Raw genomic sequence first — 21,958 nt, forward strand, 5'->3', positions numbered from 1 at the left:
CGGCGCGCGCCGCAGCGAGCGCGGCATATTTGGGGCTGTCGATCGCGCATTTGTCGAGCACGGCGCGGCGCAGCTTCGCGAGCAGGCCCGGCTCGGCGAGCGTCGTGGTTCCCGACAGCAGCGCGGCAGCAAGCTCGGCATCCTCGGCGCGCACCCCGGCATCGAGGTCGCGCAGCACGATGCCGAGCGCGTTCATCGCGACCACCGCCTCGAACTTGGCGTGCCCCTCAGCCTGCGGCTTGATCGATCCTTCGATCCAGTCGCGCACCGCCTGCACGATCTCGCGGTTCGTTGGCTCGCCAGCGGGTTCCGGTACGACCGGCTTCGACGGTGGCAAGTCCCGCGCCCGCTCGGCCTCGGGCGCCTCGTCTTCGAGCAGGCACACCAGATCGAGCTCCTGCTCCGCCGTGCGCCGGCCGATGACGACGCGCTCGACCGTCCGGTCGGCGCCGCTCCGCCACATCTGCCCCATCTGCAGGCAGCCGAGCGCCCACCACAAGGTGCGATAGATCAGCCAGAAGCGGAAGCGGCCCCTGTCGACCGTCACCCCGCCCGCCGCCTCATAGGCCGCAAAATACTCCTCGAGGCTGCCGACCCCGAACGCCGGTTTATCGAGCGCGCCGAAGCGCCACACCGTCATGCAGCCGAACGCGAGGTCCTCATGCGCATCGCCGCGGTGCGCCAGCTCCCAGTCGAGCACCGCCGCCAGCCCGTCCGCATCGACCATGACATTGCCCATGCGATAATCACCATGGACGAGCACCGGATCGGCGGGCGCGGGCAGATGCTCCTCGCACCATCTGATCGCCAACGCGATCACCGGGCGGTCGCCGCCGTACGACAGGAAGCGCGCGCGCAGCTCCGCCAGCGCCGTCGCCGTGTCCATCAGCGGGATCGCAGCGGGCACGCGGTCCAGCGGGATGCTGTGGATGCGCGCCAGCTCGCGGCCGAGATCCTCCAGCAGCGACGGCGGCGGACCCGCCAATATCTTCGCCGGCGACACCTCCGCCAGCACCCGCCGCATCACATAGCCCGTGCCTAGGCCGTCGGCGTCCGTCAGCACGCCCACAACCTCGGGCGCCTTCACCCCCGCATCAAACGCCGCCATCACCAGCGCCGCCTCGTCGACATGCCCGAACGGACGGTCCGCCATATAATCCGCCGACGGCGCGCGCCGCAGGACATAGGCCTCCCTCGCCCAATCGAACGCAAAGCTCTCCATGTTCGCGCCGCCCGACAAACGCGTCAGGCCCGACAAAACGCCAGCACCGACAACGCGGGTCATTATCGCTGGGAGCAACGCGGAAATATCGGTCATGCGAACAACGTCCCGTGCACGGCGGTCATCCGCAGATATTTTGCATTCCATCCCCGCATCGCCCGCGCCTTCTCGTCCATCATTTTACTTAGTATGCTAACTATATGCGATGAATCATTTTGCGGCAAGTAACCTTCGGAGCCGCGACGGCGAAACTCTTCCCAAGCGAGCAGAACCGCCATTCCAGCCACGCCAAAGGAGGCCATCATGACCCGACATATCCGTGCCTTGTTTACCGGCGCACTCCTGCTCGCGAGCCCCGCCATCGCGGCGATGCCCGCGCCCGAAGGCCTCAGCCGGACCGACCTTCAGCGCCACGATCTTTCGGCGCCCGGCCGCGAGACGGTCCAGGCGCGCATCGACATCGCGCCCGGCGCGGTCGCGCCGTGGCACCGCCACCCCGGCGAAGAGGTGATCTACATCATCGAAGGAACGCTCGAATATCAGCTTGAGGGTCAGGCGCCCGTAACGCTGAAAGCCGGCGAAGTGCTGTTCGTGCCGGCAGGCGTCGCCCACAAGGCGCGCAATCGCACGGCCGCGAACGGCGCCGAACTCGCAACCTATATCGTCGAAAAGGGCAAACCATTACTTGTCCCGGCCGAAGTAATCGAGGCGCGCTGACGCGCCCGCCGGCCATCCGATAAGGCAATATTTAGAATTGGGAGGTAGAAGGACGACGGGGACCAGGGAGGGAATGCATGTTCAGCGTCCTCGAATGCGTCGTTTATCAGCACGATCTGCGATTCGTCCTGATTGCCGCGCTCGTCTGCATCCTCGGAAATATCAGCCTTTTCGTCGTCCTGGGCCGATCGACGCACTGCGTCGACGCCCGCCGGCGTCACTGGCTCATGGTCGCAGCGGTGGCCGAAGGCGTCGGCGTGTGGGCGACGCATTTCGTCGCGATGCTCGCCTATCGCGGATCGATGCCGATCCGTTTCGACGTCGGCCTGACCATTTTGTCGGTCGCCATCGCGATCGGCTTCTTCTGGTGCAGCTTTCGATTGCTCGGCAAGGCGCCGAATGTGGGGCGCTGCGCCGCCGCGGCGGCCGGCGCGGCCGTCGGGGTCGCGGCGATGCATTTCACCGGCATGGCGTCGATCATCGCGCCCGCCCGCGTGACCTATGACCTCGCGCCGATCCTCGTTTCGCTGCTGCTATCGGGGCTGTGCTTTTTCGCCGCCTTCCTCGCCTTCGCAAAGACGCAGGGCTGGAAGAAGGTCGCCCTGCCCGCGGGCTTCGCGGTGCTTGCGATCGTCATCCTGCACTTTACCGCGATGTCGGCCACCACGCTCGTCCCCGATCCGACGCGCGGCGACATATTGGGAACGGCGAGCAGCCGCGACTGGCTCGTCCCCGCGATCGTGATCGCCAATGTCGCGCTGGTCGCGCTCGCCCTCACCGGCTCGCTCGTCGACCGCTGGCTCACCGATGCGCACGGGCTGGCCGATGCGACGCTCGAGGCGCTCGCGATCACGCACGACGGGCGGATCATCGAAGTGAATGCGCGGCTTTGCGCTCTGCTCGGCGTCAGCAGCGGCGCGATCGTCGGCAGCACGCCATCCGACTGGTTCGTCGCGGGCGACGGCGGCTCGTTCGAACCGCCCGACGGCCATTCCGCCGAGGCGCGCCTCCGCAGCAGCTTCGACGAAGACCATATTTTGGAGATTGCGACTCAGACGATCGAATATCGCGGGCGAAGCTGTCAGGTCCTGGCGATCCGCGACCTGTCCGACCGGAAACGCGCGCAGCGGGCGATCGAGCATCTCGCGTCGCACGATGCGCTGACCGATCTGTCGAACCGCGCCCACTTCGCGCGCGCGCTCGACGCGGCGATCGAAGCGAAGGCGCCGTTCGCCCTGCTCGCGCTCGACCTCGACCGGTTCAAGGCGGTGAACGACATCTTCGGCCATGGTGCCGGCGACGAGATATTGTGCCGCATCGCCGACATTCTCCGCTCCGTCGTGCGCGCCGACGACATTGTCGCGCGCATCGGCGGCGACGAATTCCTCGTCATCCAGACCGGCGTTTCGGGGCCCGACGACGCGCGCAAGCTGTCGGCACGCATCCTCGACACGCTGGCGATCGAAATGGACGTCGCGCGCGATCCGATGGCGGTCGGGGTCAGCATCGGCGTCGCGCTCTTTCCCGAGGACGGAACCAACGCCGAAATGCTGCAGCGCAACGCCGACACGGCGCTCTATCGCGCGAAGAATAACGGAAGAGGCAACGCCGCCTTCTTCGATCAGGAGATGGACGAGCTGGCGCAGGAACGCCGCGCGCTCGAACATGATCTGCGCCACGCGATCGCCCGCGATCAGCTTTATGTCGTGTACCAGCCGCTCGTCGCGACGGCCTTTGCGTCGGTGATCGGGTATGAAGCCCTGCTCCGCTGGAACCATCCCGAACGCGGCGAGATCGCGCCCGACGATTTCATCCCCGTTGCCGAGGAAATCGGCGCCATCGTTACGATCGGCGAATGGGTGCTGCGCGAGGCTTGCCGAGCAGCGGCGGGCTGGCCCAAGAATGTCTCGGTCGCCGTCAACGTGTCAACGATCCAGTTCCAGGTGCCGAACCTGCCCGCCGTCGTTCGCGACGCGCTGTCGCAATCGGGGCTCGAGGCGCATCGGCTCGAGCTCGAAATCACCGAGACCGCCTTCCTGCGCAACAAGCACAGCGCGCTGAAGGCGCTCCACGAAATCCGCGCGCTCGGGGTCCGGATCGCGATGGACGATTTCGGCACCGGCTATTCGTCGCTGAGCAACCTCAAAGCCTTCCCGTTCGACAAGATCAAGATCGACAAGAGCTTCGTCGCCTCGATTTCGGACGATGAAGCAGCGCGATCGATCGTGCGCGCGATCATCGGGCTCGGCCGCAGTTTCAACATGCCGATCGTCGCCGAAGGGGTCGAAACGCAGGAACAGCGCCAGATGCTGCTCGACGAGGGCTGCCCGCAGGCGCAAGGCTATTATTTCGGCCGCCCCGCCGCCGATCCATTCCAAGGGGAGTCCTGGTCCGACTTGGAAAAGCGCGACGCCGAGGGCTGAGGCCGCGACGCGCCCCTGCGAAAGTCAGCGATAGCCTTCGCGCGGCGAATGGGGCACAAGCCTTGCGATGGCAGGATATGGGGGATCGATTTGGCCGGCGCGGGACCTTCGGTCCGCCGGCGAGCCTGATTCCACAGCCGAATGCCATCGGCGCGCGCCGCGCGTGCGAGGCTGACGCATGGCCGACGCCGACGAACCCGATATTCTTGCGGCGGCGATCGCGGGCGACCGCCACGCCTTCGAAGCCTTGCTGCGGCGCCACTATGACCGCATCCACGGCCTCGCGTGGCAATTGACCGGATCGCGCGCCGATGCCGACGATATCGCGCAGGATGTCTGCTGCATTCTCGCCGAAAAGCTCTCCGCCTTTCGCGGCGACGCCAAATTCACGACCTGGCTGTGCAGCATTGTTTACAACGCCTGCCGCGATTTCCATCGGCGGCGGTCGGCCTTTACGCGCTTCACCGGGCGGCTGAGTATCATGGCCGGGCTGGCGCGGGGTCCCGACGGCCGCGACCTGTACGACGCGGTCTGGATCGAAAGCGCGATCGCGCGGCTGAAACCCGACCTTCGCGACACCGCGGTGCTGATCGCGGGGCAGCAGCTGTCGCACGCCGAAGCCGCGCAAATCTTAGGAGTAGCCGAAGCGACGGTGTCGTGGCGAATGCACGAAATCCGGCGCCAGCTCGCGGCGAATCCCGACCCCGGCGACTGACAACGAGGCGCCCCGGATTTTTTTCGCAAAGGCCGCCAAGGATTTCCCGCGCCCACGCGTCCCAGGGACATGCGGGCGATTGTGCGCCGCTGTTGCCAGGGAGACATGTCATGTCCCGTTTCTATCTGACGCTTACCGCGGGCCTCTCGATCACGCTCGTCACCGCCTGCTCGCAATCGAACGAAGCCGACATTGCGTCGCCGTCGTCGGAGGCGACCGCGCCGACCCCAAAGACCGAGCTGGAAGAGCATGCTTCGGACATCGTCGTCACCGGACAGCGGGTCGCCCCGCACGTGATGGACGCGCCGGTGGCGATGTCGGCGATCGGTTCGCAACACATCGCATCGCCGCCGCCGCCGGCACAGGCCCGCAAAATGGTCGTGACGGGCAGCGCCATTCGCGCGCCCTATCCCGATCGGATGATGCCCTGGTATCAGGACGTCGGCCGCGACAAATTTACCTCGACGCAGGAGAATGCGTTCAAGATCGCGCGCGACGAGCCCGTGTCGACCTTTTCGATCGACGTCGACACCGCCTCTTATTCCTTTGTCCGCGCGTCGCTGAACAATAATGCCCTGCCACAGCCCGCCGCGGTGCGGACCGAGGAACTGGTCAATTATTTCCCCTATGATTATGCGGCGCCGCGCAGCGCGCAGCAGCCCTTTTCCTCGAATGTCGCCGTCTTCCCGAGCCCATTCACCGTGGGCCGCAAGCTCGTTCGCATCGGCATCAAGGGCTATACGATCGAACGTGCGACGCGGCCGCGCGCGAACCTCGTTTTCCTGATCGACACGTCGGGGTCGATGGACGCGCCGAACAAACTGCCGTTGGTCAAGAAATCGCTCGGCCTGCTGCTCGATCAGCTCGATCGCAACGACCGTGTGTCGATCGTAACTTATGCGGGCAATGCGGGCACCGCGCTTGAGCCGACGCCGGCGAGCCAGAAAGGCAAGATCCTCGCGGTGATCGACCAGCTCGGCGCGGGCGGCAGCACCGCGGGCGCCGAAGGCATCCGCCAGGCCTATGCGCTGGCCGAGCGCAATCTCGACCCGAACGGCGTCAACCGCGTCGTCCTCGCCACCGACGGCGATTTCAACGTCGGCATCACCAATCAGGATGAGCTGAAAGGCTATATCGAGCGCGAGCGCGGCAAGGGCATTTTCCTCTCCGTCCTCGGCTTCGGGATGGGCAATTACAATGACGCGCTGATGCAGACGCTCGCCCAGAACGGCAATGGCGCCGCCGCTTATATCGACACGCTCGGTGAAGCGCGCAAAACATTGGTCGATGAGGCCACCTCGACGCTCTTCCCGATCGCGAAGGATGTGAAGATCCAGGTCGAATTCAACCCCGCCACCGTCGCCGAATATCGGCTGATCGGCTATGAGACGCGGATGCTCAATCGCGACGATTTCGACAATGACAAGGTCGACGCGGGCGATGTCGGTTCGGGACAGACCGTGACCGCGATCTACGAGATCGTCCCCGTCGGCGGGCCGCGTACGATGGGTGACCTCAGGTACAGCAAGCCCGCCCCGCGGGCGGTCGCGGCGCCATCGAGCGAATATGGCTTTGTGAAGATCCGCTACAAACTGCCGAAATCGGATCGCAGCCAGCTGATTTCGACGCCGATCGATCGGCGCGTCGAATTCGCCCGCTTCGCCGACGCGCCGCAGGATGCGCGCTTCGCAACCGGGGTCGCGGCCTTTGCCGAACTGCTCCGCGGCGGGCGCTACAGCGGATCGATGACCTATGACGATGTGCTGCAAATCGTCGGCGCAGCGCGCGGCACCGACGATTTCGGATATCGCATGGAACTGGTCCAGATGGTCCGCGCCGCGAAGACGGCGGGATCGATGGCAAAGCTGGAACGCTGATCATGGTGCGGCGGCGGTTCCTGCGAAGCGCCGCCGCATCCGCCCCGCCCGTTTCGGCCGGTCGATCGAGATATTCGACCGCCGCGATATTGTGCGTATAAGGCCAGACGATGCCCATGCCCTTTCTCTCGCGCCTGCCATCTCGACCGGGTTCGAAATCGCGCCGCGCCGCGCCGGGGGCATCGTAGCCATGGCGGGCGATGACGAGCTGAAAGCCTTTCTGCCCGAACCGCCGCCGCCCGCCCCGAAGCGGCGCGAGGCGGCGATTGCCGGCGCGCTTGCCCGCTTCGACGGCGCCCCCGCACCTGAGGTCGCGCCTCCACCAGCGCGAGCATCCTGGTGGGCCAATCTTCGGCGTCCGCAGGCCGGGCTGTTCGCGACCGCCGCGCTGGTCGCCGCGATCAGCCTGCCCTTTGCATGGACGGCATTGGTTCCGGGCGCACCCGCCGCCGACGAACAGATTGCGCGCGAGACGGGCGAGCCGGCAACGGTCGTGGACAACCAGGCCGAAGTGCCCGCTCCCGCCGCGATCGCGGCACCGCCATCCGCAAAGAACAGCCCTGCCGCCGAGCAAGTCGCGGCGGCGCCGCTTGCCGTTTCCGCGCCGGTGGCGAAGCGAGTGGAACTGGCGCAGGCGCCGCCCGCCGCGCCCGCCGCAAAAGCCGAGGAACGCGAGGGGATCATCGTCTCGGCGCAGCGCGTGGCACGCCCTGTGCAGGATTCACCCTCCGCCATTTCGGCCTATTCATCGAGCGAAGTCGCCGAGGAGTCGGTCGTCGTCACGGGAACACGCGTCGNNNGCCGCGCGGCGCGCCCCGGCGCGGCGACTGGAACGCCTGCACGGTGAACGATCCGAGCCGGGCGCTGTCGCGGTGCAAAAAGCTGGCAAGCGGGGGAGCGAAAGCCGTTCGGGCGCAAGCCGACGCGCATCTTTCCGATGGGCTGAAACAGGCGTGGGAGGGCGATCTCGACGGCGCGATCACGGCCTTCGATCAGGCGATTGCCGTCGCGCCCGACCTGTCGGTCGCTTATCTCAATCGAGGCCTCGCTTACGACCGTCAGGGCGAAAGCGCGCGCGCGATCGCCGATCTCGACCGGGCGGTCCGGCACGCGCCGCAGTCGGCGCGCGCTTATTATAATCGCAGCCTTCTGCTGCGAAAACAGGGCGATACGAAGCGCGCCGACGTCGATGAGCAGCGCGCGGTCAACCTCGACGCCCGGTATCAGGCGATACGGCAGCCGCGCGAGCGCGATTAGACCGGGCTGGTCAGGCTGCGAACCATAGGCAGGCGGTCGACATCCGCGTCCGTACCCCCGAGCTGGTGATAGTCCTGCACAATCTGCGACAGCGCCGACAGCGCCAGCGTCGCCGGATCGCGCGTCGCGGGGATCAGCCCAACCGATGTGCGGAGCTTTTCCCGAAGGTCCTCGCGCACGCCGGCATCGCGCAAGGCGTTCCGCCGGACATCCTGCGTCCGCTGGCTCCCGATCGCCCCGACGTAAAAGGAAGGAAGCTGGAGCGCGCGCGGCAGCAACTCCTCCTCCCAGTCGCGGTCGTGGAAGACCGAAATGATCGCGGTCCACGGATCGGTGACGAGCGGCCGCAAGTTTGTGCGCGAAGTCAGCCGAACCGTGTCGAAACCCTCGGCATCGAGATCGGCCAAAGCCCGTTCGTCGGGGGAGAGGACGCTGACCTCGGCCCCGAAGGCGGCGGCGAGACGCGCCAGCGCCGTGAGCTCCTCGCCCTGCCCCATCGCGACGATACGAAGCTTCGGAACATAGCCGAGGCGGAAGCTTCCATCCTCCCAGCCAGCCCGCGCGTGCGCATCGGTGATCGTATCGACATGCACGCCATCGTCGGCCAGCCGCAGCGCCGTGATTTGCCGGCGATCGTGCTGCGCGAGCGCCTGTCCGATCGCATCGGGATCGGGGCGCGGGTTGAACAGCAGGTCAATCCCGCCGCCGCACGGAAGCCGGATGTCGAAATAGGGCGATCCCGCGCCGAAGCGTACGAGCTTAGCGCGCCCGTGCTCCAGTGTTCCGATCGCCTCGGCGACGACCGCCGCCTCGATGCAGCCGCCCGAGAAGGAACCTGCATATCGCCCGTCCTCGGCCACCGCCATCTGCGCGCCGATCGCGCGCGGCGACGATCCCTCGATCGCGGTGAGCGTGACGAGGATCGTCCCGGCACCCTCTGCGGTGCGCGCCAGAACAAAGCGCAATATGTCGGCCGGCGTGGTTGCTATCATCTGCGATTTGCTTTGAAGTCAGCCGACGCGCAAAGGGCGTCTGAAGGGACGAGAGCCATGGTCGAAGCCGCGAACATCGCCGTCATCCTGCTCGCCGCGGGCACATCGCAGCGGTTCGGGACCGACGACAAGCTGCTCGCCCCGCTCGCGGGCGAACCGCTGGCGCTGCACGCAGCCAGGCACATCGCCCTGCTGACGCCGCGGCGGCGCATCGCCGTCTGCCGCGATGACCGTGGCGCGCTCGCACAGTTGCTGGCGGCGCACGGCTTCGAGATTGTCGCCAATCCGCATCCCGAGCACGGGCTGTCGCGATCCCTCTCGTGCGGCATTGCCGAAGCGGCACGCGGGCCGGACGTCGCGGCGATGGTCTGCCTCGCCGACATGCCCTTTGTCGGCACCGGCCATTTGCGCAAACTCATCGCCCGGTTCGATCCGGTGGCAGCGCCCGTGGTGGCGTCGACGAACGGGGACGCGACGATGCCCCCGGCGCTGTTCGCCCGCGGGCTGTTCGAAAAGCTGCGCAGCGGCGAAGGCGATCGGGGCGGCAAGGCTTTGCTGGCGAATGCCGCACTTGTCCACGCCGACGCGAACGAGCTGATGGACATCGACCGGCCGGGCGATTTGCCCAAATGAAACGCCGCTTTCACGCTGGCGATCACACCATGTCCGGCAGCTTGCCAAGCAGCTTGTCGAGCGTAATCGGGTAATTGCGGACGCGCACGCCGGTCGCGTTGTAGACCGCGTTGGCGACCGCCGCCGCGACGCCGCAAATGCCGAGTTCGCCGACACCCTTTGCCTTCATCGGCGACGTCGTCGGATCGGCTTCGTCGAGGAAGATGACGTCCTGATGCGGAATGTCGGCATGGACGGGGACTTCATAACCCGCGAGATCGTGATTGACGAAAAAGCCGAAGCGCTTGTCGACCGCGAGATCCTCCATCAACGCCGCGCCCGCGCCCATCGTCATCGCGCCGATCACCTGGCTGCGCGCCGCCTTGGGATTGAGGATGCGCCCGGCAGCGCAGACCGCGAGCATCCGGCGGACGCGAATTTCGCCCGTCATCGCATCGACGCCGACCTCGACGAAATGCGCGCCAAAGGTCGATTGCTGAAATTTCTCGGCGAGGTCGCCATATTCCATATTGTCCTCGGCGACGAGTTCGCCGTCGGCGGCCGCATCACCGAGCGCGACGCTGCGGCGTCCGGCCTTGACCTTGCCATCGGCAAAGACCGCATCCGACGCTAGGCCGAGCTTCTGCACCACCGCCTCGCGCAGCTTGACGCACGCGGCATAGACGCCGGCGGTCGAGCTGTTGGCGCCCCACTGCCCGCCCGAACCCGCCGACACCGGAAACGCTGAATCACCGAGCTTCACGACGACCTTGTCGAGCGGCACGCCCATCATTTCGGCGGCGGTCTGCGCGATGATCGTATAGGTGCCGGTGCCGATGTCGGTCATGTCGGTCTCGACCGTCACGACCCCCGATTTGGCGAGGCGAACGCGTGCGGCCGATGGCCCGTTGAGGTTGTTGCGGAACGCCGCGGCGACCCCCATCCCGACCAGCCAGCGCCCGTCGCGGATGGCGCCGGGCTTGGCGCGCTTACTCCAGCCGAACTTGTCGGCGCCGGTCTCGAGACATTTGTTGAGCTGGCGCTGCGAAAAGGGCCGGCTTGGCTTTTCGGGGTCGACCTGCGTGTCGTTGAGGACACGCAAGGCGACAGGGTCGATGCCGAGCTTCTCGGCCAGTTCGTCGACCGCGATCTCGAGCGCCATCAGCCCCGGCGCCTCGCCGGGCGCGCGCATCGCATTGCCTTCGGGCAGGTCGAGCACGGCAAGGCGCATCGCGGTCATGCGATTTTCACCGGCATAGAGCAGGCGCGTCTGCGCCACCGCGGTTTCGGGCCCGCCGCCGGGCAGGTCGCCCGACCAGCTTTCGTGCCCGATCGCGGTGAGCTTGCCGTCGGCGGTTGCGCCAAGGCGGACGCGCTGGATCGTCGCCGGGCGGTGCGTCGTGTTGTTGATCATCAACGGCCGGGGCAGTGCGACCTTGACCGGCCGCTTCGCCGCCTTCGCCCCCAGCGCGGCCAGCAGCACATCGGCGCGATTGAACAATTTCCCGCCGAATCCGCCACCAATATAGGGCGAGTCGAAGCGGATATTCTCCTTTGGAATGCCCAGCGTCTTCGCCATGTCGCCGACCGACCAGGCGATCATCTGGTTCGATGTCCAGACGGTCAGCTTGTCGCCTTCCCACGCGGCGATCGTCGCGTGCGGCTCCATCATCGCGTGGCTGTGGTCGGGGGTCGTATAGCGCGCATCAAGCCGCACGGGCGCTGCGGCGAAGGCGGCGGCGAAATTGCCGACGGCGCTGTCGGGCTCGGTTCCGAACGATGCTTTCGGCTTGATCGCGGTGTCGATCGCGGCGGCAAGATCATAGGCACCCTTGCCGCGGGTATATTCGACACGAACGAGCGAGGCGGCAGCGCGCGCCTGTTCGAAACTGTCGGCGACAACGAGCGCGATCGCCTGATGATAATGTTCGATATCGGGGCCGCCGAGCAATTTGGCGGTGTTGAAATCGCCCTTCGCCAGCTTGCCCGCATTGTCCGCGGTGACGATCGCGATGACGCCCGGTGCCGCCCTTGCTGCGTCGAGGTTCATCGACGCGATCCGCCCCTTGGCGATCGCCGATCCGACGACATAGCCATAAGCCTGGTTCGCCGCGACATCGTGCCGTTCATAGGCATAGGGCGCGGTGCCCGTCGTCTTGAGCGGCCCTTCGATGCGGTTGGTGGGTTTGCCGACGATCTTCATCTGATCGATCGGATTGGTGGTGGCGGGCGTGTCGAATTTCATGGTTCAGCCCTTCGCTTGCGCCAGCACCCCGGCGAGCGTGCGCTCGACGAGGGGTAGCTTATAGGCGTTTTCGTGCGTGGTCTTCGCGCCCGCGAGCAGGCCGTCGGCGACCCCCTTCGCGCCGCGCGGCAGCGCCGCCTCGGCCGCTTCGACGCGCCACGGCTTGTAGCCGACCCCGCCGAGTGCCACCCGGCCGGTTCCGTCGCGCTGGACGATCGCGCCGACCGCGATCAGCGCGAAGGCATAGGAGGCGCGGTCGCGGACCTTGTGATAGATGTGCGTACCGCCGACGGGCTTCGGCAAAGTGACCGCGGTGATCAGCTCACCCGGCGCCAGCACCGTCTCGAGATGCGGGGTCTTCGCTGGCGCGCGGTAGAAATCGGCGATGGGGATCGCGCGCGCCTTGCCCGCCGCGTCGACCGTCTCGATCGCGGCGTCGAGTGCGCGCATCGCAACCGCCATGTCGCTGGGATGCGTCGCGATACACGCGTCGCTGGCGCCAACCACCGCGTGCAGCCGGTTGAAGCCGCCGATCGCGGCGCAGCCGCTGCCCGGCTTGCGCTTGTTGCACGGCTGGTTGGTGTCGTAAAAATAGGGGCAGCGCGTCCGCTGGAGCAGATTGCCCGCAGTCGTCGCCTTGTTGCGGAGTTGCCCCGATGCGCCCGCGACGAGCGCACGGGTCAAAAGACCATAGTCGCGCCGCACGCGCGCGTCGCTCGCCAAATCGGTGTTGCGGACCATCGCGCCGATGCGAAGGCCGCCTTCGGGCGTCGCCTCGATCTTGTCGAGCGCGAGGCGGCTGACATCGATCAAGTGGCTCGGCGTTTCGATCTCGAGCTTCATCAGGTCGAGCAGGTTGGTGCCGCCCGCGATGAAGCGCGCGCCGGGGGTCCGGGCAAAGGTCGCGGTCGCCGCCGCCGCGCTATCGACGCGTTCGTAGGTGAAGCTTTTCATGCCTTCACTCCCGCCACATCGGTGATCGCATCGATGATGTTCGAATAGGCGCCGCAGCGGCAGATATTGCCGCTCATCCGCTCGCGCAGCTCGACCTTCGTCACCGCGGGCGCGGCGCCGAGGTCGGCGGTGACATGGCTCGGAACCCCTGCCTTGATCTCGTCGAGCACCGCGACCGCCGAACAAATCTGGCCCGGGGTGCAATAGCCGCATTGATAACCGTCGTGCGTCACGAAGGCGTCCTGCATTGCGTGCATCTTGTCGGGGGTGCCAAGCCCTTCGATCGTTGTGATCTTCTCGCCCTCGTGCATCACCGCCAAGGTCAGGCAGCTGTTGATCCGCCGCCCGTCGACGATCACGGTGCACGCGCCGCACTGGCCGTGATCGCACCCCTTCTTGGTCCCGGTCAGATGCAGATGCTCGCGCAGCGCGTCGAGCAGCGACGTTCGCGTGTCGAGTTCCAGCTCGCGCGCCGTGCCATTCACCTCGAAGGCCACTTTGGCGGTCGGCGGAGATTTGGCAGCAGGCGTGGCGGCGGCCGCGGCCCCGATCGGGACCATCGTCACCGTCGCGACCGAGGCCGCGCCGCCCACGAGCACGCCGCGCCGGGACAGCTCATATTCTTCGGGAGTTTGCATCGCATTCGTCCGTTTCTGTTCTGTTTGCCAATGGACGCGAAGGCCCACGGGGAAGGTTCAGGCAGTCGATACCGCACGGCTTATTGGGACCGCGTCGGCACAGAAAATTCGGATTCCTGATACACCGGTATCATAGTGCGGGACCGGGGAATAGACGCTGGTCCATGCGATCGCGTGGCAAGTCGATTGCGGACATGAAATGAGGGCGCTAGCGACGGGCCATGACATCGGTTCGCTCACGTCCGCCCGCGCTCGTCGCTGCCTTTCAGTCGCTTGGTATCGCCGCATCGCTGATGGCGGCGGCGCCCTCGTACGCGGCCGAACGGGTGCTTTATACCGATGCGTCGGTTATCGACGGCACCGGTGGTCCGGCGCGCGGCCATCAGGACATCCTGATCGATGGCGAACGGATCATAGCGATCGGCGCGCATGATACATTGGCGTCGCAGGCGGGGAGCGCGCGCCGGGTCGACCTGACCGGGCGCTTCGTGATCCCGGGGCTGATCGACAGCCACGTCCATCTCGCCACCCCGCCGAACCGCGCGCGCGCCGAAGCGATCCTGCGCCGCCAGCTTTATGGGGGTGTGACCGCAGTGCGCGACATGGCGGACGATCTGCGCGCGGTGGGCGAGCTTTCGCGTGCGTCGCTGGTCGGCGAGATTCCCGCGCCCGACATCCATTATGCCGCATTGATGGCCGGGCCGTCCTTTTTCGAGGATCCCCGCGTGCTCGCGGTCAGCCGCGGCTTCACGCCCGGCACCGCGCCGTGGATGCAGGCGATCGACAAAAAGACCGACCTCCGCACCGCGGTCACGTTAGCGCGCGGCACCTCCGCGAGCGCGATCAAGATCTACGCGAACCTGCCGGCCGAACGCGTCGCGGCGATCACCGCCGAGGCGCACCGCCAGAAGCTGATGATCTGGGCGCACAGCGCGGTCTTCCCTGCCCGCCCCGCCGAGGTGATCGCGGCGGGCGTCGATTCGGTCAGCCATGTTTGTTATCTCGGCTATGAAGCGCAGCCCGAAATGCTCGCCGCCTATCAGGACCGCACCCCGGTCGACGAGGCGCGCCTTGCCGCGACCGGCGACGATCCGGTGGTCGCCCGCCTCTTCGACGCGATGCGGACGCGCGGCACGATCCTCGACGCGACCGGCAGCCTGTTCGTGAAGTTCGAGGCCTCCCGCAAGGCCGACCCAGGGGCCAAGCCGCTGCGTTGCAGCGGCGCCCGCACGATACGCCTGACGCAGCAGGCGTGGCGCGCAGGGTTGCCGATTTCGACCGGCACCGATTTCGTCAATCCCGCCGGCGACGCCTGGCCCGAAGTCCACGCCGAGCTTCGCTATCTGGCGAAAGACGTCGGCATGCCCCCGCTCGCGGTCATCCATTCGGCGACGCTCGTCGGCGCGCGCGCCGCGGGGCAGGACAAGGAGATGGGATCGATCGAGCCCGGCAAGCTCGCAAACTTCGTCGTGCTCGCGGCCGACCCGCTCGCCGACATCGACAATATCGAAAAGATCGAAATGACGGTGAAACGCGGCCGCGAATACCGGCGCGCCGACTATATCGCGCCGACCGCGAAGGAGCTTGGAAATGACGATTGACCGGCGCGCAATGCTGGCGGGTGCGGCGGGGCTGGCCGCAACATCGCTGCTTCCCGGAGCGAGCCGCGCCGCGGTGCCCGATGGCCGCAAATGGGTGATCGTCAATGCGCTCGGCGGGCTCGCCGATCCGAATATACGCGATGCCCCCGACCCGTTCTCGCCGCGCGTGCTGGCCGAGGCGCATGCGTCGGGCGTCACCGCGATCAACTGCACCCTCGGCTATGTCGCGGGTCCGGCCGAACCGTTCGAAAAGAGCGTCGCCGACGTCGCAAAGATGGACATGTTGCTGCGCCGCTATCCGCGCGACCTCGTCAAGATTTTGAGCGCCGCCGACATCCGCCGCGCCAAGGCCGAAAAGAAGATCGGGATCATCTACGGATTCCAGAATGGCGCGATGATGGGAAAGGATGCGGGCCGGGTCGATATCTTCGCCAACATGGGCGTGCGCATCTTCCAGCTCACCTATAATCCGGCGAACCAGCTCGGCGACGGGTCGATGGCACCCGACAATCGCGGACTGACGCCGTTCGGTCGCGAAGTGATCGAGCGGCTCAATGCGCAGCGAATGATCGTCGACCTGTCGCACAGCGGCGAGAAGACCTGCCTCGAGGCCGCGCGCGCGTCGAAGGCGCCGATCTCGATCAACCACACCGGTTGCCGCGCGGTCACCGACCTGCCGCGCAACAAGACCGACGCCGAACTGCGACTGGTCGCCGAAAAGGGCGGCTTCGTCGGCATCTATTTCATGCCCTTCCTGAATGTGTCGGGTCACGCGCGCGCCGAGGATGTCGTGGCGCATATCGACCATGCGGTGAACATCTGCGGCGAGGATCACGTCGGGATCGGCACCGACGGCACCGTCGGCCAGATCGACGATCTCCAGGCCTACGAAGCCGTGCTCGCCAAGGAGATCGCCGAGCGCCGCGCCGCGGGGATCAGCGCCGCGGGCGAGCGCCCCGACACCTATCCCTTCGTCGTCGACCTGCGCGGGCCCGACCAGTTCCGCAAACTTATCGGTCTGCTCGCCGTGCGCGGCTATTCGAGTGGCCGGATCGAGAAGATCATGGGGCTCAATTTCCTGCGCCACGCCGAAAGCGTCTGGGGTGGCTGATCCGATCCGCTTCATCGATGCGGACGAAGTCCGCAAGCGGCTCGACCACCGGACGTGCATCGACCTGATGCGCCCCGCGATGATCGCGCTTGCCGAAGGACGCAGCCGGCAGTTGCTGCGCGGCATCATCGACCTCGACGGCGGCGATCTGTTCGGCGTGATGCCCGGCGCGCTCGACGGCGCCGGCTTCGGCGCGAAGATCATCAGCATCTTCCCGGCCGCCGCCGCGCACGGCAGCTCGCATCAAGGCGTCATCATCCTGTTCGATCGCACGAGCGGCGCGCCGGTGTGCGTGATCGACGCCAGCGAGGTCACCGCGATCCGCACCGCCGCCACCTCCGCAGCCGCGACCGACGCGCTCGCACGGCCCGGCCCCCGCCGTCTCGCGATCATGGGGACGGGCGAACAGGCATGGCATCATGTCGCCGCCATCCGCCACGTGCGGGCGCTCGACGAAGTGCGAATTTGGGGACGCGCGCCTGAAAAGGCGGGCGAGCTTGCCGGCCGGATCGCCGACGACTTCGGTTTTGCTGCCTATGAGGTGGCCTCGGTGGCCGAGGCGGCGGAGGGCGCCGATATCATTTGCACGCTGACCGGGGCGGCCGAACCATTCCTGCTCGACGCGCACGTCGCGGACGGAACGCATATCAACGCCGTCGGCTCCAGCCGCGCGGGACCGACCGAAATCGACGAAGCGCTTGTAGCGCGGGCGCGTTTCGTGCCCGATCATCGCGATGGGGTACTGGCGCAGGGCGCGGAATATCTGCGCGCGCGCGACGCGGGGCTGGTCACCGAAGCACATGTCCTGCCCGAGATCGGGCACGTCTTTTCGGGTTCCGCGCCGGGCCGCCTGACGGCATCGGACGTCACCATCTATAAATCGCTGGGCTCGATCGTACAGGATCTGGCCTGCGCCGCCTGGCTTTGGAAGACGCACCGCGATCGCGTATCCGGGGCATAACCGGCCGCTTCTATGTCAGCATCGTGGGACTCCTATTCCACCGAATAGGCTGCATGCGCCCCGTCGATGCGGTAAGGAAAATCATGATTACCGAACCGACTCGCTCCGCTCGTGGCGCGTCCATGACCGCGAAGCCGGCCTGACCCGCTATGGCGGAATATGTCTTCAAACCCCACGAGCGGCCGACGCTTCCGGGATCGCCCGCCAATCCCGATCATCCGACCGCGCGCATGGTGCGCCATTTCCTGATCGGCTGCCTGATCGGGATCACCGGCGGGCTCGGCAACGCGCTGGTCACGGTCAACCTCAACTTCGCGCAAGGGACGCTCGGGCTCAACAGCGACGAAGCGGCGTGGCTGACCGCCGCCTATTTCATGACCAATGTCACCGCGAACCTGCTGCTGGTCAAATATCGCCAGCAGTTCGGGCTGCAGCCGTTCATCCGCTACACGCTCGTCGCCTATGCCGTGACGACCTTGATGCACCTGTTCATCCATGATTTCTGGACGTCGGTCGCGGTGCGCGCGATGAGCGGGATTGCGGCGAGCGGCCTCTCGACGCTGACCATCCTCTATTTCTTCCAGGCGCTTCCGGCATCGAAGCGGCTTGCCGCGGTGATGATCGGCATCTGTATCCCGCAGATCGCGACGCCGCTCGCGCGCGTGCTGTCGCCGGGGCTGCTCATCTGGGGCGACTGGCACAATCTCTACTGGTTCGAATTCGGGCTCGCGCTGGCGACGCTGGCCGCGGTGATGGCGCAGCCGCTGCCGCCGAGCGAGCGCGAAAAAGTGTTCGAGCCGCTCGACTTCCTGACCTTCTTCCTCCTCGCGCCGGGACTATGGCTGCTGATCGCGGTGCTGTCGCAAGGGCGGATCCAATGGTGGACCGAACGGCCGTGGATCGGCTGGTCGCTGGCGGCGAGTGTCGCGCTGATCGCCGCCGCGGTGCTCGTCGAACATCATCGCCGGAACCCGCTCATCAACACACGCTGGCTCGGCACGCGCGAGATGCTCCGGCTGATCGCCGTCGCCGCATCGGTCCGCATCCTGCTGTCCGAACAGGCGTTCGGCTCGGTCGGATTCCTCAGCACCGTGGGCATGATCAACGATCAGATGGTCACGCTGAACCTCATCGTCGTCTTCGCGTCGATCGCCGGCCTCGTGACCGCGGTGTTGACCTTTCGTCCCGACAATCTCTCGCGGCCGATCATCATCGCGGTGATATTGATCGTGATCGCATCCTTCATGGATGCCCATACGACCAACCTTACCCGGCCAAGCCATTTCTATCTCAGCCAGGCGCTGATCGGCTTTGCCTCGCTGCTCTTCCTTGCGCAGGCGATGGTGATCGGCATCGCCCGGACCCTGCTCGCGGGCGGCAAGAATTTCATCAGCTTCGTCGTGATCTTCAGCATGAGCCAGAGCATCGGCGGTCTCGCCGGCGGCACCCTGCTCGGGACGTTCCAGACGGTCCGCGAGAAATATCACTCGCACGAACTTGTCCAGAACATCGTCGCGAGCGACCCGCTGGTCGCGGCACGGCTCGGCGCGGGCAGCCGCGTGGTTGCCGGGACGGTCGGCGACCCGGTACTACGCACCGCCGAGGGCGCCGCGCTGCTGAGCCAGCAAGTCACGCGCGAGGCGCATATCCTTGCGTATAATGACGTATTCCTGCTGGTCGGGGTGCTCGCGATCTTGACGGCACTATGGGGTTTCATGATCAGCTGGTCTATCCGGCGGCGAAACGAACCGTCGCCGGTGATATTGTTGGCCCAGCGTCTGCAGGCGCAGGCACAAGCTCGACAGGGGCAATAGGATGAGCGACAAGCCCAAGGCGAACACGCCGAAACCCGAACCGGAAACGGTAACGCAGCCTGCCGAAGCGGCGGACGCCGCGCCTCCCTCCGATCCGCAGATCGACGCGCCGCCATCCTCCTGGCGGCCGCCCGACAAGACGCGCACGACGGTGATTGTCATCATCGCCGCCGCGGTACTGGCGATCCTCGCCATCCTCTACGCCTGGGACCTGCCGCCTTTCGCCGGCGCCTCGGAAGAGACCGACAATGCCTATGTACGCGGGCGCGTGACGATCATCAGCCCGCAGGTCAGCGGCTATGTCACGCGCGTGCCCGTGCAGGATTTCGCCGAGGTCAAGGCGGGCCAGATCCTCGCGACGATCGACGACCGCATCTATCGCGCGCGCGTCGCGCAGGCCGAAGCCAATGTCGCGGCGCAGCAGGCCGCGCTCGCCAATTCGGCGCAGGCGCAGCGCTCGCGCGAGGTCGCTACCGACAGCCAGAATGCCGGGATCGCCAACGCGCAGGCGCAATTGACCAAAGCCGACGCCGACATGCGCCGCGCCCGCGCGCTCGTCGCCGACGGCTCAATCTCGACGCGCGAGTTCGACCAGACGCGCGCGGCGCTGCTCGCGGCGCAGGCGGCGCTACAACAGGCGCGCGCCAGCCGCGCGATCGGGACGCAGGACGTCCGCACCGTCGTCGTCGGGCGCGCCGGGCTCGAAGCCGCGGTCGAATCGGCGAAAGCACAGCTTCGCCTCGCGCAGATCGACCTCGACAACACGGTCATCCGCGCGCCCGCCGACGGCCAGCTGTCCGAAATCGGCGTGCGCGTGGGCGCCTATGTCACTGCAGGCACGCAATTGCTGTCGGTCGTCCCGCACCATGTCTGGGTCATCGCGAACTTCAAGGAAGCTCAGACCGGCGATATGGCGATCGGCCAGCGCGCGCGGTTCAGCGTCGATGCGCTGGGCGGCACCGAACTGACCGGGCGGATCGAAAATCTGTCGCCGGCGGCGGGGTCCGAATTCGCGGTGCTCAAGGCCGACAACGCCACGGGCAATTTCGTCAAGGTCGCGCAGCGCATCGCGGTGCGGATCAAGATCGACGAGAAACAACCGCTGGCGGCGCGGCTGCGGCCCGGCATGTCGGTCGAGGTCCGCATCGACACAAGCGGCGGGTCAAAGCGATGAAGCTCGCGCGGCTCGCGCTGACGGCCGGGCTGGCGGCTGCGCTCGCCGCCTGCGCCGGTCCGAACGTCGCGACGACCGGCGTGGCGCCCGTCACGCCGCCGGTGGCATGGCGAACCGATGCCAATCCCGCCGCGCCGTTGCCGCGCGACTGGTGGCGCTCGTTCGGCGATCCGACGCTCGCCGCGCTGGTCGACAAGGCGCTGGCCAATAACAGCGACATCGGCGTCGCGGCGGCGCGCGTGCGCGAAGCGCGCGCCAATTTCGCGCTCGCGCGGGCACAGACGCTGCCGACGATCGATGCGGCGATCAGCGGCGGGCGGTCGCGCTCGGTCAGTCCGTTCGGCCAGCCGTCCGAACAGAATTTCGCGCAGCCGCAGATCCAGGTCGCTTATGAAGTCGATCTGTTCGGCCGCCTCGCCGACCAGAAATCGGCGGCGCGCGATAGCTGGTTCGCGAGCGAAGCGGCACGCGATGCGGTGCAGCTGTCGATCGCCGCCGCGGTGGCAAGTAGCTATGTCACGCTGCGCAGCCTCGATGCGCGGCTGGAGGTCGCGCGCGAGACGGTGCGCGCGCGGTCGGAATCGCTGCGGATTGCGAAATCGCGCGTCGGACGGGGCTATTCGCCCAAGCTCGAGCTTCAGCAGGCGCAAGCCGAATATGACGCGACGGCGCAGATCGTCCCGCAGATCGAGCTCGCCATCGCGCGAACCGAGGACGGCCTCAGCCTGCTGGTCGGCGACACACCCCGCGCGATCGAGCGCGGCTCGGCGCTCGACCGGCTCGCGGTGCCCGCGGTTCCCGACGGCCTGCCGTCCGAACTGCTGCGCCGCCGTCCCGACGTCGCGCAGGCCGAATATCAACTCGCGGCGTCGGACAAGAATCTCGCCGCGGCGCGCAAGCGCTTCCTGCCGCAGGTCCGGCTGACCTCGGCAGCGGGCGCGGCCTTTTCGACGCTGATCGGCGACCCGATTTCGATCTGGTCGGTCGGCGGCAGCATCCTTGCCCCGATCTTTCAGGGCGGCAGGCTGACCGCGCAGGCTGAAGCCGCGGGCGCGCAGCGCGATCAGGCAGCGTTCGTCTATCGCCGCACCGCGCTGACCGCATTTCGCGAAGTCGAGGATGCGCTCGCCGCGGTCAGCCGGATCGACGCGCAGATCGCGTTCGCGCAGTCGCAGCGCGATGCGCTGGCCGAGGGCCTGCGGCTCGCGACCAATCGCTATCGCGAAGGCTATTCACCCTATCTGGAACAGCTCGACGCCCAGCGCGGCCTGCTCGGTGCCGAACTGTCGCTGATCCAGCTCCGCGCCGACGCGCTCGCCGCGCGCATCCAGCTGTTTCAGGCGATGGGTGGCGGTTGGACGAACTGCAGGGCGTCCGAATCGCCCTGCCCTCCGGCGCCTTGACGCCTCGTCTCGTTTGAATCGAAACGGCCGCTAACGCGCGCGCGCCGCGCGGTGTTGCTGCGCCCCGCCGCTCGCCCGAACGGGGCAGCCAGCGAAATGGATCATTAAGATCCGAAAAGATGCCGGTTGAAGAATCCGGATTTTTGAAACATGGCTTTTGGCGCAAAAACGCGCTGATTCATAGGATTATCGACCCAAGTCGTTCGACTTTCCCACGACATATTTTCTATTATTGAAAATTA

Annotated in this window: 18 protein-coding genes; 12 read left to right on the plus strand and 6 right to left on the minus strand. The window is 66.7% G+C overall.

Going from position 1 to position 21,958, the window contains the following annotated elements; all coding sequences use genetic code 11:
• Both ACTJI5_RS11005 and ACTJI5_RS11010 read right to left on the minus strand, forming a co-directional pair.
• Positions 1 to 1,318: phosphotransferase (locus tag ACTJI5_RS11005; protein ID WP_440860332.1), on the minus strand; the 1,318-nt coding region annotated here is incomplete at its 3' end.
• A complete protein-coding gene (locus tag ACTJI5_RS11010) occupies positions 1,315 to 1,527 on the minus strand; it encodes a hypothetical protein (protein ID WP_310252639.1) in 213 nt (70 codons plus the stop codon). The genes ACTJI5_RS11010 and ACTJI5_RS11005, both read right to left, overlap by 4 nt.
• On the opposite strand from ACTJI5_RS11010, the gene ACTJI5_RS11015 reads away from it, so the two are divergent.
• The 5 genes from ACTJI5_RS11015 to ACTJI5_RS11035 all read left to right on the plus strand — a co-directional run bounded on the left by ACTJI5_RS11015 (position 1,526) and on the right by ACTJI5_RS11035 (position 8,211).
• Complete coding sequence (locus tag ACTJI5_RS11015; RefSeq protein ID WP_058538946.1) at positions 1,526 to 1,939, plus strand: cupin domain-containing protein; 414 nt, start codon at positions 1,526 to 1,528, stop codon at positions 1,937 to 1,939. The genes ACTJI5_RS11010 and ACTJI5_RS11015 overlap by 2 nt on opposite strands.
• Positions 1,940 to 2,016: 77 nt before the next feature.
• Positions 2,017 to 4,362 carry an EAL domain-containing protein gene (locus tag ACTJI5_RS11020; protein WP_082639714.1) on the plus strand — a complete coding sequence of 782 codons (2,346 nt, stop codon included), beginning with the start codon at positions 2,017 to 2,019 and terminating at the stop codon, positions 4,360 to 4,362.
• A 178-nt stretch (positions 4,363 to 4,540) separates the two neighbouring features.
• Positions 4,541 to 5,077 (plus strand): RNA polymerase sigma factor, encoded by a 537-nt coding sequence (locus ACTJI5_RS11025; protein ID WP_440860333.1) that lies wholly within the window; start codon positions 4,541 to 4,543, stop codon positions 5,075 to 5,077.
• Between the two features lie 110 nt (positions 5,078 to 5,187).
• The gene (locus ACTJI5_RS11030; RefSeq protein WP_231732745.1) at positions 5,188 to 6,954 is read left to right on the plus strand and encodes a vWA domain-containing protein; all 1,767 of its coding nucleotides are present in this window, start codon (positions 5,188 to 5,190) and stop codon (positions 6,952 to 6,954) included.
• A gap of 843 nt (positions 6,955 to 7,797) precedes the next feature.
• The gene (locus ACTJI5_RS11035) at positions 7,798 to 8,211 is read left to right on the plus strand and encodes a tetratricopeptide repeat protein (RefSeq protein ID WP_440860334.1); all 414 of its coding nucleotides are present in this window, start codon (positions 7,798 to 7,800) and stop codon (positions 8,209 to 8,211) included.
• Here the strand turns inward: ACTJI5_RS11035 and ACTJI5_RS11040 are convergent.
• Positions 8,208 to 9,203, minus strand: coding sequence for an XdhC family protein (locus tag ACTJI5_RS11040; protein ID WP_440860335.1), 996 nt, complete (start codon positions 9,201 to 9,203; stop codon positions 8,208 to 8,210). The two genes, ACTJI5_RS11035 and ACTJI5_RS11040, sit on opposite strands and share 4 nt — an antisense overlap.
• 57 nt (positions 9,204 to 9,260) lie before the next feature.
• Between ACTJI5_RS11040 and ACTJI5_RS11045 the strand changes: the two genes are divergently transcribed.
• The gene (locus tag ACTJI5_RS11045; RefSeq protein WP_440860336.1) at positions 9,261 to 9,836 is read left to right on the plus strand and encodes a nucleotidyltransferase family protein; all 576 of its coding nucleotides are present in this window, start codon (positions 9,261 to 9,263) and stop codon (positions 9,834 to 9,836) included.
• Between the two features lie 22 nt (positions 9,837 to 9,858).
• On the opposite strand, the gene paoC is transcribed toward ACTJI5_RS11045, so the two are convergent.
• From paoC to paoA, 3 genes are read right to left on the minus strand one after another with little or no spacing between them, the layout of a single operon-like run.
• On the minus strand, positions 9,859 to 12,060 hold the full coding sequence (gene paoC, locus ACTJI5_RS11050) for an aldehyde oxidoreductase molybdenum-binding subunit PaoC (protein ID WP_440860337.1): 2,202 nt from the start codon (positions 12,058 to 12,060) through the stop codon (positions 9,859 to 9,861).
• Positions 12,061 to 12,063: 3 nt separating this feature from the next.
• The gene (locus tag ACTJI5_RS11055) at positions 12,064 to 13,014 is read right to left on the minus strand and encodes an FAD binding domain-containing protein (protein ID WP_440860338.1); all 951 of its coding nucleotides are present in this window, start codon (positions 13,012 to 13,014) and stop codon (positions 12,064 to 12,066) included.
• On the minus strand, positions 13,011 to 13,652 hold the full coding sequence (paoA, locus tag ACTJI5_RS11060) for an aldehyde dehydrogenase iron-sulfur subunit PaoA (protein ID WP_440860339.1): 642 nt from the start codon (positions 13,650 to 13,652) through the stop codon (positions 13,011 to 13,013). Before paoA ends, ACTJI5_RS11055 begins: the two co-directional genes overlap by 4 nt.
• Positions 13,653 to 13,873: 221 nt before the next feature.
• Here paoA and ACTJI5_RS11065 point away from each other — a divergent pair, with 221 nt between their 5' ends.
• The 6 genes from ACTJI5_RS11065 (at position 13,874) to ACTJI5_RS11090 (ending at position 21,716) form a co-directional block, all read left to right on the plus strand.
• A complete protein-coding gene (locus tag ACTJI5_RS11065) occupies positions 13,874 to 15,253 on the plus strand; it encodes an amidohydrolase family protein (RefSeq protein ID WP_310252616.1) in 1,380 nt (459 codons plus the stop codon).
• Positions 15,243 to 16,364 carry a dipeptidase gene (locus ACTJI5_RS11070; protein WP_440860340.1) on the plus strand — a complete coding sequence of 374 codons (1,122 nt, stop codon included), beginning with the start codon at positions 15,243 to 15,245 and terminating at the stop codon, positions 16,362 to 16,364. The genes ACTJI5_RS11065 and ACTJI5_RS11070 overlap by 11 nt, the downstream gene beginning before the upstream one ends.
• Positions 16,357 to 17,325, plus strand: coding sequence for an ornithine cyclodeaminase family protein (locus ACTJI5_RS11075; RefSeq protein ID WP_440860341.1), 969 nt, complete (start codon positions 16,357 to 16,359; stop codon positions 17,323 to 17,325). Before ACTJI5_RS11070 ends, ACTJI5_RS11075 begins: the two co-directional genes overlap by 8 nt.
• Before the next feature lie 149 nt (positions 17,326 to 17,474).
• Positions 17,475 to 19,139 (plus strand): MFS transporter, encoded by a 1,665-nt coding sequence (locus tag ACTJI5_RS11080; RefSeq protein WP_058538955.1) that lies wholly within the window; start codon positions 17,475 to 17,477, stop codon positions 19,137 to 19,139.
• A gap of 1 nt (position 19,140) precedes the next feature.
• Positions 19,141 to 20,313: an HlyD family secretion protein gene (locus ACTJI5_RS11085; RefSeq protein ID WP_440860342.1), complete on the plus strand. Its 1,173-nt coding sequence runs from the start codon at positions 19,141 to 19,143 to the stop codon at positions 20,311 to 20,313.
• A complete protein-coding gene (locus tag ACTJI5_RS11090; RefSeq protein WP_440860343.1) occupies positions 20,310 to 21,716 on the plus strand; it encodes an efflux transporter outer membrane subunit in 1,407 nt (468 codons plus the stop codon). Before ACTJI5_RS11085 ends, ACTJI5_RS11090 begins: the two co-directional genes overlap by 4 nt.
• Positions 21,717 to 21,958: the final 242 nt, after the last annotated feature.

Source organism: Sphingopyxis sp. 22461 (genome assembly GCF_052044915.1).
In the GTDB taxonomy this organism is placed as follows: domain Bacteria; phylum Pseudomonadota; class Alphaproteobacteria; order Sphingomonadales; family Sphingomonadaceae; genus Sphingopyxis.